Origin of the sequence: Roseobacter sp., from assembly GCF_045106495.1 — a bacterium.
Classification (GTDB): domain Bacteria; phylum Pseudomonadota; class Alphaproteobacteria; order Rhodobacterales; family Rhodobacteraceae; genus Roseobacter.
In genome coordinates, this window is record NZ_JBGCEQ010000041.1 from 30,957 (window position 1) to 43,102 (window position 12,146).

Genomic DNA, 12,146 nt, shown 5'->3' on the forward strand with positions numbered 1-12,146 from the left:
GCTGTCTGGGTTGGGTTCTCAAACCATAGCCGATTCCCGGGCAGAAGAAAGAGGCTGCGCACGGAATCTGTCAGCCTTTTAGATCAGACTCACCATAAGGCCCGCCAGGGCCATAATACCAAGCGTTTCTACCATGCCGCGTTTCAATCCCAGCAAAAGACCCGCTGCCAGAATTGTCAGGCTCACAGCCTTTAAATCCAGGGATGTGATCTCGGGAACAGGCACCGCAAGGCTGTTTGCCGTGCTGATCTGTGCAAACAGCAGGTGAATTGCGAACCAGATTGCGAGGTTCAAAATGACGCCGACGACACTAGCAGTGATCGCTGAAAGTGCTGAAGAGAGCCTTGGTTTGGCGGAGATGACGTCAAGGTAAGGGCCCGCCAAGAATATCCATAAAAAGCACGGCGTGAATGTTACCCATAGCGCAACTGCCCCTGCTGAAAGAGCCAGACCAATACCGCCCTGCGCAAAGCCTGCCATCAGCGCAACAAATTCAGTCACAAGGATCAGTGGGCCAGGTGTCGTTTCCGCCAGACCCAGTGCATCCATCATCTGTGCTGTGGTGATCCAGCCGAAGTCCTGAACAACAGTCTGGGTCATATAAGCCAGAACCGCGTAAGCACCGCCAAAGGTGACAATTGCTAGCCTGGAGAAAAAGAGTGCAATTTGGGTCAGGAATGTTTGGTCAGTGAGCCATAGAACTGCGATTGGCAGGACCCAAAGGCTGCCCCAAATAACCAGTGTGATCAGAGTGCTGGGTGCTGTTTGTGTGGAGATTGTAAGTGGCGTTGCGGAGGTGTTTCGTAGGAATGCGCCATAGGTTGCGGCACCCACGATGATGAGGGGAAAAGGTAGACCAAAGACGAAGAGAGCCAGAAATGCAGCACTCGCCAGGATCCAGGCATGGTGGGTCGTCAAGGCTTTGCGGGCGACTTTGAGAAGGGCCTGAAGAACAATGATAATGACTGCGGCTTTCACCCCGACAAAGGCGGCTTGTACCAAGGGCACCTGTCCATAGAGGGCATAGCCCAAGGCCAGTAGCAAAATGATCAACGCGCCGGGAACAACGAATAACAACCCGGCGATCAACCCCCCCTTGATCCCGTGCAAACGCCAGCCTGCATAGGTCGCAAGCTGCATGGCCTCTGGGCCTGGTAGTAACATGCATAGTGACAGGGCCCGCAAAAACCCCTGTTCAGTCAGCCAGTCTCTTGTCTCGACCAACTCACGGTGCATGAGCGCGATTTGCGCTGCCGGACCGCCAAATGACAGCAGGCCAATGCGCCCGAAAACACGGATCAGCTCATGAGTAGAGGGAACTGTCACGCAGGTACCTCCTGCCAGTCATGGGACTCGTTTTGCCCGTCCCGCGCCCAGCGATACAGGGCGTCATAGAGGACCATGCCAGCCTCCAGTTGCGCCAGGTCGTCGCGATGGCCGCGCGATAATCCGACCGAAAGCGCCAAAAGACCGGCGCATTCCGGCGCGAGAGTATGATCATTGGTATCCGCGCCCCGGATGACCTTGGCCATCGCGTTCAAGGCAGGTGTTTGCAACCCGAAACCATCGACCATCGCGTCGAATGTGCACAAAGGTCCATGGTGGGTCCAGGGAGAACCAGGCACATCATAGGCGACTGCGTCGAATCTTTCGGCAACAGCGTTGACCTCGGACGCGGGCACAAAGAGGAATTGTGCTTTTGGATCCAAAAAGCGCCTGATCAGCCAGGGGCAGGCGATCCGATCGATTTTGGGGCGCCAACGGGTGACCCACTGCGTGCCACTACCTTGCGCAGGAAGACGATCGGCCCTTACCCTCGGCAAATCGGCGGCCCGCCATGCCACATTTCCTCCCTCAAGGGCTTCTGCGCGAACACCAAAATTCCGAAGAAGGGCGGCGGCACCGTGACCAAGCTTCAGGCCCTTTTTGCAGGCGATGACCACATGTTTGCCGACAAGGTCAGGAGCCAGTTTATCGATGGAGCGGTGTGGGCATCTGCGCGCCGTCGGGATCAAATATGGGTCATCTTCAAAATCCGCATCAACGCAAACGTCGATCACGATCGGAGCTTGCGGCGTTCCGATCAAGCGCATCAAAGAAATTGGGTTTATCGAGGCAAAATCAGCCATGGGTGCATCCTTATGTCGTCAAAACAGGATGCGATACTTGGGCCAGAGCCTCACGGGGCGATCGCGAAATCCCCATACAGCAAGGGGTGACATGAAAGAGTGGAGATCGTCAACAGGAGAATGGACTCAGTGCAGCCTGGTTCCGCTGAGCAAAAGAGCATGGGTGTCTTCCGGCAATTGTCCGAGTTGTTCAAAAAATCGAATGAAATCGAAAGCAGGATAGCTTTCCGCTTTGAGATTCCCTTCAAAGCGCAGCATGATTTGTTGGTAGACTTTCACTGGCGCACCGGTGGCGGCGTTTGTGCATTTGATTTCCAACATGGCGCTTAGCCATTCATCGTCTTCAATGCTGTGTAGCATTTTTACTTTGATGTCGGTGACAAAGCTTCGCAAAATACTGACCCATTCTCGTATTTCGCTCGGTACAATGCGGAAGTTGGCTGCAGTGTGTTCCATGTCTTCCTCGGGAATGAAATAATCCTCGATGACGTCAAGTTTGCCATCCTCCCAGACGTCTTTGTACCACCGGTCCAGTATTTCAGCCTTGGTCAAAACAATCCCCTTGGGTGTTCGAAAACATCTTAACGACAGGGCTGTTTCGAAAGGCTTAACAAGTTTCATTAAGAGGATTTTGTGAAAAGTGCAGGCTTCTGTTGCCAGGTGCCTGCGAACCCCGCCAGTCGCTGCAAAGCGAAAGGACTTAGATTTCAGTATCTCCGGTCGCTTACGCGGCCATTGCTACTGGAGCACGATTGTCATTTGCAATTGTACATATTTCGCCGATAACGGTAGCAGACAGCCGAAACAAAGCAAACCCCTTTAGACGTTCGTCGATCCTGTTTCGACCCCATGATCCTCAAATGAAGGATATTTGGTGGAGTCGCCGGGTACCGCCCCCGGGTCCGATCCGCTTATTACGAGCGCGTTTATGTTCATAGTCCCGAGGGACAAGGAAGACATAAGGCACTGGCATTGATTTCTCAAGGGGGAAGGTGAGTTAGATTTAATTTCGAATGAAGGACAAAGCAGGAAATAAATTTAATATCATAAAGTAACGTGTATTTATTAAAGTATTACCTAATCTAGGTTAAGCAATATATTTATAACAAAAGGAAAACTGGTCATTCTGATATAAGGACATCAAGGTGCTACTTGCTCATCACAACGGATTGGCAATCAAAAATGACGCCGCCAGCACGGCTTCGATGCCGCCGAACAAAAGCACTTTTTTCCGTGGGGGATGATCAAAAAACAAGGACAGAACCCTGCCTAATGCGGCCCCGACAAAGGCAAACCCTAGCATCGCATAGGCAACCGGCTCGTCAATCCACAAGGCCGCACAGCCCGCCACCACAAAAAGTCCACCGACGGAGGCACGCATTTCGGATAATCCCATTGTGGAATGCGTGGGTGCTAGATCAAGTGCCGAAGCTGTGTAGCGCGGCGCAAGAAAACCGAAGAGACCGAAACCAATCGTAAGTAAAGTCGCTGAGAAATTTAAAATATCCATATTATCATGTAGATAGCTGCGCGCGTGAAATCTGCAATGCTTTGATGGAAATTCATGTGTATCGTTGCAAGCTCCACCGTAAGGACCAATCGCCTAATCGTCGTCCGAAAGATTACTTTTGACGGCACAACCATAAATCATGGTATGAATTCTCTCGTAGGTTGGTGGGTCGACTGGAAGCGTTGCACAAGCACTGCGGGATCGACTGCACTGGAAATAGTGCGACAGGGAGGGGATATAAGTGTTTGAACGTGTTCAGAAAATTCTATGGTTAGCAGTGGCTATCCTGATCATTGGTTTTGTCAGTACGCGCATTGCAAGTGGGATTACCTGGAAGGTGGATGGTGTAGCCGATGTGTTGACGCAGTTGCAGTACCTTGGCGTTTTGGCAGTTTTGATCGAGCGATCGGTGGAGGTGTTTTTGAACGCGACGGGTCGCAACGGCGCGCTCCGCACTGACATGCCAAAGTTGGAGGGGCAGATCAAAGTCGCCGCTGAGCAGTCAAAGGAACGGGCGAACGCGTATGCGACCAAGGCGGGTTTTGCCATTGGTGTGATATTGGCGCTCGCCGGGTTCAGGCTGCTTGAAACCATGGCGACCCCTGGTGATCACTTTTTTACAAGCGTCGCGTTTCGCGGCGCGGACATCTTTCTGACCGCAGGGCTTCTGGCGGGCGGTGCCGCTCTGTTCCACGAAATCCCTGAAGCCATTCGTGGCGTGCTTACACCTTTATCGAAAATGGGCAAATCAGACGGGAAGTGACCCGTTGTCCGAGCGAAGGGAGCATTACGTATTGATCGACGATTGCCGGGAACGTTTGGCAAAGACACTGGCCGCAAGCTTTTGAGTTTCTGTTTCGAGAGCCGACAGGGCCGCACTGGTGGCGGCTCCGTCCTGTGCTTCCAACGCATCGGTAACATTCGTGTGCAGACTTACAATTCTGGCCCGATCGCGGGCGGTGAATGTGATCATGTTCATAAGGGGCTGCATCGCCTCCACGGCCCCGGCAAGCTGGTAGCTCAGCACCGGATTTCCGGTGCCATCCACCAAGGCGCGATGAAAGGCGACGTCAGACGCACAAAAGGCCTCGTCTGTCAGTCCCGGTTGGCTTTGACGGTGGATTTCCGCGCGCATCGTGGCCAGATGATCCGCCGTCCGGCGGGCCGCAGACAGAGGTGCACAGGCGCGTTCCAATGCATAGCGGGCTTCGCAGGCTGTGCTGAAGCTGACTGCATTCATGCTCAACAACAGAGTCGATGTGGTGATCTGCTGAGGGTAGGCGTCCTCGAAACTCAAACGGTTGACGAATGCGCCACCTGTCGCGCCGCGCTGTGTGCGGATCAGAGACTGAGCCGCCAAACGTTTCAGCGCCTCGCGCACGGTGGGTCGCGACACTTCGAATTGCTCCGAAAGCTCCGCCTCTGAGGGCAGGCGTTCGTCGACGATCAGAGAGCCCCCGACAATTGCGTCCCGGATCGCGGCGGCGATTTGGGCAGAAAGATCAGCGGGGCTGTCAGGATCAATTTTCATATGTCTTACATTTAATGTTTGCTCGATTTCTAATTGTCTGGCATTTGATTGGCAAGGAATAAGGACTCACCTGGTGCACGGTATTTTGCGATCCACCCTCTGGCTCGGTTTTTTCGCTGCCATTCTGGCGGCGTGGTGGGTGATGTATGTCATGAGCATGGATATGGATCTGGACCTGCTGGGCCGTCCTGGGGAGATGGGCGCGCGCATGGCGGCGATGGACCCGCGTATGCCGATGTATATGCCTATGGCCCGTTTTGGGCCGCTTTTCTGGATGTGGGCGATCATGATGGCGGCGATGATGTTGCCGACCCTTGTGCCGACCCTGCGCGCTTACGAAGACCTGATGATCAGCGCCAATGGCACGCGCGCAGGCTGGCTGGGCGTGCTGCTTGGCTATTTCATCGTTTGGGTGGGGTTTGCGGCGTTGATCTCCGGACTGCAGCTTGTCTTGCTATTTGGTGGTGTGGTGGACATGTTGGGCATCGCTAAATCGCCGTGGTTTGCGGGCGGATTGCTATTGGCTGTGGGGCTCTTTCAATTTACCCGCGCCAAGGAAATATGCCACGGTGTCTGCCACGCGCCAGCGATGTATTTTCTAGGGCACTGGCGGACGGGTTTCGCTGGCGGTTTGCGGATGGGTCTGGGTCTGGGTGCTTTCTGTGTTGCCTGCTGCTGGGGTTTCATGGCACTGGGCTTTGTTGGCGGCGTGATGAGCCTCGCGTGGATGGGGATGGCCACGCTGTTTATGGTTCTCGAGAAGCTGCCGCAAATTGGACATTATGTAACGAAACCAATGGGCTTTGCCTTGTGTCTCGCGGGTCTCGCGGTCATGGGCTGGCCTCTGTTGATGGGAGGATAAGATCATGGCTAAGAATAAACGCGCCGATGCCGATAAGCTGCCGATCAGCCAGCGGATCGATCAGCGGATGCCAAACCCGAAACGGCGGCAGTCGACGCCCACGGACTGGGTGATCAAGGGCGAGTTGTTTCTCAACTGTTCCTGCACCGTGTTCTGCCCCTGCGTGGTCAGCCTGGGCGCACACCCGCCGACCGAAGGGCATTGCCATGCATGGATGGCGATTGCCATTGATGAGGGCCACTACGAGGGCGAGGATCTGAGTGGTCTGAACATTGGCCTTCTGGTGGATATTCCCGGGCGTATGGGCGAGGGGAACTGGAAAGTTGCCGCTTATGTGGACGAACGCGCGACAGGCAAGGCCTATAACGGTATCTTGCAGATCTTCAGTGGAGCTGCGGGCGGGACAACGGGTCTTTTTACCGCATTGGTAAGTGAGATCATAGGTGCCGAACGCGCCCCGGTCGAGATCGTAAGAGAGGGCAATCGCCGTTCAATCATGATTGGTCGCAAAATTCAGGGTGAGATTGAAATGCTGGCTGGCAAAGATCCGGAACATCCCGTTATGGTAAGCAATTCCAAGTATTGGATGGGGGCGGACATCATTGCGGCCACCGGTCTGAAAAGTCGGGTGCGTGATTATGGCCGTGTCTGGGACTTTGGCGGCAAGTCCGCCGAGATCTGCCCGATCGATTGGAAAGGTCCCAAACCGTGATCGACCCGGCCTACGTTCGAACAATGGCAAGGTATAATACTTGGCAGAACAATCAATTGACGTTGATACTTGAAGCGATGCCTCAAGCAGAGTTAGACAAAGATCGAGGCGCGTTTTTCAAGAGTATCATGGCTACGGCAAATCACCTTTTGTGGGGCGATACTATTTGGCTAAGCCGTTTTGATCCCTCAGTGCCCGCCCCCTCCGTGGGGGCAGAGCAAAGTACCGAACTGCACCCGACCATTCAATCCTGGGGCGCGGATCGCTTCCGCATGGATGGTAAAATCCGGCTCTGGGCAGATGGGTTGCGCGCATTGGATCTCAAAGGTGACCTGACTTATTTCTCAGGAATGTTCGGACGTGAAATAACCACCTCCGTCGACACCAGCATCGTTCATTTTTTCAACCACCAAACCCATCACCGTGGCCAGATTCACGCCATGCTCACTGCAGCAGGCCACAAGGCACCGGTGAGCGACCTTCTTCTCATGCCAAAGGATGCCTGAAATGGCGCTAATTTCTCCTTCGCGCAGGTTGCGGCGCACCCATTTTTCGGAGGGTGTCGAGGCGGCCGGCGTCAAATCTTACACCGTGTACAACCACATGCTCTTGGCGACAGTGTTTGAGAGTGTCGAGGCAGACTACCATCATCTCAAAAACCATGTTCAGGTCTGGGACGTTTCTGTGGAGCGCCAGGTCGAATTGCGGGGTCCGGATGCCGCGCGCCTGATGCAGATGCTGACCCCGCGCGATCTGCGCAGCATGTTGCCGGGGCGATGCTTCTACGTGCCGATTGTGGATGAAACCGGGGGTATGCTGAACGATCCGGTTGCCGTGAAACTGGCTGAAGACCGTTGGTGGATATCGATTGCCGACAGTGACTTGTTGTTTTGGGTCAAAGGCATCGCCAACGGCTACAGGTTGGATGTATTGGTGGATGAGCCTGATGTCTCGCCATTAGCCGTGCAAGGTCCAAAGGCCGAAGAACTTATGGCTCGGGTTTTCGGAGAATCTGTTCGTGAAGTCCGCTTTTTTCGCTTTGGTCTTTTCGAATTTCAGGGTCGGGATCTGGTCATTGCGCGATCGGGCTATTCCAAACAAGGCGGCTATGAGATCTACGTACCAAGTGGTGATCTGGCGATGCCAATTTGGAATGCGCTTTTCGCTGCAGGCGAAGATCTGAACGTACGGGCAGGGTGTCCCAATGCGATTGAACGGATCGAGGGCGGATTGCTGTCCTATGGCAACGACATGACAGATGACAACACGCCGCATGAATGCGGGCTTGGCCGGTTTTGTGATACGCAAACGGCAATTGGTTGTATCGGACGGGACGCATTATTGCGCGTAGCCAAGGAAGGCCCGGTGCAACAGGTGCAGGCCATCGCAATTGACGGCGATGCGGTGCCGCCCTGCGATCGGGTCTGGCCGCTTTTTGGTGGCGGTCGCCGCGTCGGGCAGATCACATCGGCGATCTGGAGTCCCGATTTCAGCACCAATGTGGCCATCGGCATGGTGCGGATGACCCATTGGGACAGTGGCACCAAACTGGAATGTGAAACACCTGACGGCATGCGTGTGGCCACGGTGCAACCAGGCTTTTGGGCGTAGCAAAACAGTAATACTTTCAGAACAGGGGAATTGCCCCGGAATGGAGACAGAGATGTTCAAGGCACTTGTGGTGAACAAGGACGAAGAAACCGGCAAGACCTCTGCCGCAGTCCAAGACATGACGTTAGATCAATTGCCCGCCGGAGACGTCACGGTTTCGGTCGAATACTCGACGGTCAATTACAAGGACGGATTATGCATTGGGCCAGGCGGTGGCTTGGTGCGCAACTATCCGCACATACCGGGAATTGATTTTGCCGGGACAGTCGAAGCTTCTGACGATGCGCGCTACAAAGTTGGCGACAAGGTGGTTCTGACCGGTTGGCGCGTCGGAGAAGCGCATTGGGGCGGCTATGCGCAAAAGGCACGGGTCAAGGCAGATTGGCTGGTGCCTTTGCCGGAGGGGCTTGATACGCGGGCGGCCATGGCGGTTGGCACTGCCGGTTTCACGGCAATGCTGTCAGTCATGGCTCTTGAAGATCATGGTTTGAAACCCGGAGACGGTCCTGTGCTGGTCACAGGTGCCGCGGGCGGTGTGGGCTCGGTTGCGGTGGCATTGCTGGCTGCCTTGGGGCACGAAGTTGCTGGTGTGACCGGGCGTCCGGAAACGTCAGACTACCTCAAAGGACTGGGCGCGTCGCAAATCGTGGCGCGTGAGGAGATCAACGAAACCGTCAAACGCCCGCTTGAAGCGGAAACCTGGGCAGGGTGCGTGGATGCCGTGGGCGGCGCGATGCTGGCCCGCGTCCTCGGTCAGATGAAATACGGCGCGTCGGTCGCGGCTGTAGGCCTTGCAGGAGGAGCGGGACTACCAGCGACTGTTATTCCGTTTCTATTGCGTGGGGTCAATTTGTTGGGCATTGATTCTGTGATGCAACCCTACGGCAATCGAGTCCGCGCCTGGCAGCGTATCGCGTCCGATTTGCCAATGGACAAACTCGAAGCGATGGTTGTGCTGGCCACGCTCCCAGATTTGCCGACACTTGGCAGTGACATTCTCAAAGGTCAGGTCAAGGGCCGGGTGGTTGTGGATGTAACCGCCTAAGCCGGACAGTTTTTACCATTCAAGGGAGCCTGTACTAAGTGCAGCGCTCGCTTTTTGCGGTCGGTTTGTATTTGGGACTTGCTGCTGGAAAAAATTGGTTTGTGTGCGTCTCGCGTCGCTGTTCAATCCATTTTGCGTCATATCATGAAATCGCTTGTGTTGTGCGCATGCGACGGATCATGTCGCGAATGCGCAAACTGACGGCCGTTCTCTGGGTCAATATGCCCGGCAGGACACCCAAACAGGACCTTTCCTCATGCGTACACATGCTCAGGCCGTCGTCATCGGGGGCGGCGTCATCGGTTGTTCCATTTTGTATCACCTTACTAAAATGGGTTGGACCGATGTAGTCTTGCTGGAACGCGATGAATTGACCTCGGGTTCAACCTGGCACGCGGCGGCCAACATACACGGTTTGCACGACAGTACGAACATCAGCCGCATCCAGCACTACACCATGAACCTTTACAAGGGGTTGGAAGCAGAGACGGGGCAAAGCTGCGGGGTTTTTCAACCAGGGTCTCTCTATCTGGCGCAGACGATCGAACGGGAACATCAACTCCGTCTTCAAGCTGCTAAGGCCAAACTCTACGGCATGAATTTTCATGAAGTCAGCCGTGATGAGGCAGAACGCTTGCACCCTTTGGTGGATTTCGATGGTGTCCGTTGCATCATGTGGGAGCCGGACGGCGGCAATGTGGACCCGTCGGGTGTAACCAATGCCTACGCGGCCGGCGCACGCCAGAACGGTGCGGAAATCATCCGGTTTTGTCCGGTAACAGGTACTGACCCTCAACCGGATGGGACATGGATCGTTCGCACGCCCAAAGGCGATATCGCGACCGAATGGGTGATCAATGCTGCAGGTCTCTGGGGTCGAGAAGTGGCGGCTTTGGCAGGGATTGAATTGCCATTGCAGCCGACCGAGCATCAGTACTTCGTCACCGAAACCATTGCGGAAATTGAATCACTGGATCGGCGATTGCCTTCTGTGGCGGACCGCGACGGGGAATACTATCTGCGACAGGAGGGTCAGGGTCTGCTGGTTGGTGCCTATGAGAAAGATCTCCGCTTTTGGGCTGAAGAGGGAACGCCGCAGGGTTTCGGGCATGAACTTTTCGCCGATGATCTGGAGCGTATCGAAGAGAACATGATGCGCGCCATCGACCGGGTTCCGGTTGTTGGCACTGCGGGCATAAAAAGGGTGATCAATGGGCCAATGATCTGGTCCCCTGACAGTAATGTTCTGTTCGGACCTGTGCCTGAGTTATCGAACTATTTCTGTTGCAACGGGATTATCCCTGGGTTTTCCCAATCGGGTGGCATGGGGCTCTTGGCGGCAGATTGGATTGTGACGGGCGAAACCCGGTATGACATGTTTGCATGGGATATGGCGCGATTTGGGTCTTGGGCGGACAAGGCCTTTACCAAGGCGCGGGTCGGGGACCAATACGCCAATAGATTCAAAATTCATTTCCCGAATGAAGAACGCGCGGCAGGTCGCCCTATACGCAAACGGAGCGCCTACGACATCCAAAAAGAACACGGAGCAGTTTTTGGCCTTTCCTACGGCTGGGAACACCCTTTGTGGTATTCCGACGCGCCGGGTGCCGAGGACACAGATGGCTTTACCCGTCAGAACTGGTGGAAACCTGTGGGCCGGGAATGCAAAATGCTGCGCGAAAACGCGGGCATCATCGATATTGCAAACTTCGCCAAATACATTTGCAAAGGTTCAGGAGCAGAAACCTGGTTGAATAGCATATTTGCAAACCACATGCCCAAGCATGTCGGGCGGTCCTGCCTGACGCCCCTGATTGGCAAACGCGGCGGGATTGCAGGTGATTTTACGGTAACGCGACTTGGCGAGGAAGAATTCTGGATTATTGGGTCCGGCATGGCGGAGCGTTATCACAAGCGTTTCTTCAATGCCGTACCGCTGCCTGCAGGCACGCATTTCGAGAGTATGACCGATGCGTTTTGCGGATTTAACGTTGCGGGACCAAAGTCACGTGATCTGCTTCAAGGTCTTACAGATACCTCGCTCTCGACGGTTGATTTCCCGTTCATGCAGTCGAATTGGATTGAGCTGGCGCACATACGCGTGCTGGCGTTGCGGGTGTCTTTTACCGGAGATCTGGGGTGGGAGTTGCATTGCGCAGCCAATGACCAGGTCCGTTTGTTGGAAGCCCTGCTGAAATCGGGCAAGGATTTTGGCGCTAGCCTCGTAGGGTCGCGGGCATTGATGAGCTTGCGGATCGAAAAGGGCTACGGGTCGTGGAGCCGCGAATACTCGCCCGAGTATTGGCCTCAAGAGGTGGGTTTGGATCGATTGTGCAAAATGGATAAGGCTTTTTTGAACAAAGCGGCCGTGGTGGAAACAATGGCAAACGAGCCGCGTGAGCGTCTTGTTTTACTGGCATTGGACTCCTCGGACACGAACACCTCCAACGCAGACGCCAGCGGAGGTGAGCCGATCTTCAAGGATGGCAAAGGAATAGGGCGGGTCACATCGGGGGCATATGGCCACACCGTTGGCATGAGCCTGGCCCTCGGTTTTGTGAAAGGAGCAGTTGCGGGCGATACGGTCGAAGTGATGGTCCTGGGACAACCGCACAAGGCGCGCATTTTGCACGAACCGCCGTTTGATCCGTCGGGAAAGCGCCTTCGGGCTTGAGGTGAATGTCCAACGCGACCCCGACGAAACAAGATTGCGACTGCGTAAGTGGATCAGTCGTTCGACCGA

12 protein-coding genes and 1 other RNA gene are annotated in these 12,146 nt (G+C 54.9%); 7 read left to right on the forward strand and 6 right to left on the reverse strand.

Going from position 1 to position 12,146, the window contains the following annotated elements; translation table 11 throughout:
* Positions 1–78: 78 nt before the first annotated feature.
* The 5 genes from chrA to AB8B75_RS19220 all read right to left on the reverse strand — a co-directional run bounded on the left by chrA (position 79) and on the right by AB8B75_RS19220 (position 3,639).
* Positions 79–1,326 (reverse strand): chromate efflux transporter, encoded by a 1,248-nt coding sequence (gene chrA / locus AB8B75_RS19200; RefSeq protein ID WP_405364431.1) that lies wholly within the window; start codon positions 1,324–1,326, stop codon positions 79–81.
* Entirely contained in the window at positions 1,323–2,129 is an 807-nt protein-coding gene (locus AB8B75_RS19205; protein WP_405364432.1) for a chromate resistance protein ChrB domain-containing protein, read from the reverse strand. Before AB8B75_RS19205 ends, chrA begins: the two co-directional genes overlap by 4 nt.
* A gap of 126 nt (positions 2,130–2,255) precedes the next feature.
* Entirely contained in the window at positions 2,256–2,681 is a 426-nt protein-coding gene (locus AB8B75_RS19210; RefSeq protein WP_405364433.1) for a hypothetical protein, read from the reverse strand.
* An 87-nt stretch (positions 2,682–2,768) separates the two neighbouring features.
* Positions 2,769–3,117, reverse strand: a transfer-messenger RNA (tmRNA) gene (gene ssrA, locus AB8B75_RS19215).
* A gap of 171 nt (positions 3,118–3,288) precedes the next feature.
* A complete protein-coding gene (locus AB8B75_RS19220; protein WP_405364434.1) occupies positions 3,289–3,639 on the reverse strand; it encodes a DUF4345 family protein in 351 nt (116 codons plus the stop codon).
* A gap of 241 nt (positions 3,640–3,880) precedes the next feature.
* Here AB8B75_RS19220 and AB8B75_RS19225 point away from each other — a divergent pair, with 241 nt between their 5' ends.
* A complete protein-coding gene (locus tag AB8B75_RS19225; RefSeq protein WP_405364435.1) occupies positions 3,881–4,402 on the forward strand; it encodes a hypothetical protein in 522 nt (173 codons plus the stop codon).
* 24 nt (positions 4,403–4,426) lie between these two features.
* On the opposite strand, the gene AB8B75_RS19230 is transcribed toward AB8B75_RS19225, so the two are convergent.
* On the reverse strand, positions 4,427–5,170 hold the full coding sequence (locus AB8B75_RS19230; protein ID WP_405364436.1) for a FadR/GntR family transcriptional regulator: 744 nt from the start codon (positions 5,168–5,170) through the stop codon (positions 4,427–4,429).
* 73 nt (positions 5,171–5,243) lie between these two features.
* On the opposite strand from AB8B75_RS19230, the gene AB8B75_RS19235 reads away from it, so the two are divergent.
* The 6 genes from AB8B75_RS19235 (at position 5,244) to AB8B75_RS19260 (ending at position 12,077) form a co-directional block, all read left to right on the forward strand.
* Entirely contained in the window at positions 5,244–6,032 is a 789-nt protein-coding gene (locus AB8B75_RS19235) for a DUF2182 domain-containing protein (protein WP_405364437.1), read from the forward strand.
* 4 nt (positions 6,033–6,036) lie between these two features.
* Positions 6,037–6,744, forward strand: a complete 708-nt coding sequence (locus AB8B75_RS19240; RefSeq protein WP_405364438.1) for a DUF1326 domain-containing protein — start codon at positions 6,037–6,039, stop codon at positions 6,742–6,744.
* Positions 6,745–6,767: 23 nt separating this feature from the next.
* On the forward strand, positions 6,768–7,250 hold the full coding sequence (locus tag AB8B75_RS19245) for a DinB family protein (protein ID WP_405364505.1): 483 nt from the start codon (positions 6,768–6,770) through the stop codon (positions 7,248–7,250).
* A gap of 1 nt (position 7,251) precedes the next feature.
* Positions 7,252–8,355: a dimethylsulfoniopropionate demethylase gene (locus AB8B75_RS19250; RefSeq protein WP_405364439.1), complete on the forward strand. Its 1,104-nt coding sequence runs from the start codon at positions 7,252–7,254 to the stop codon at positions 8,353–8,355.
* Between the two features lie 52 nt (positions 8,356–8,407).
* Complete coding sequence (gene acuI / locus AB8B75_RS19255; RefSeq protein WP_405364440.1) at positions 8,408–9,400, forward strand: acryloyl-CoA reductase; 993 nt, start codon at positions 8,408–8,410, stop codon at positions 9,398–9,400.
* Between the two features lie 256 nt (positions 9,401–9,656).
* Positions 9,657–12,077, forward strand: coding sequence for an FAD-dependent oxidoreductase (locus AB8B75_RS19260; RefSeq protein ID WP_405364441.1), 2,421 nt, complete (start codon positions 9,657–9,659; stop codon positions 12,075–12,077).
* Positions 12,078–12,146: the final 69 nt, after the last annotated feature.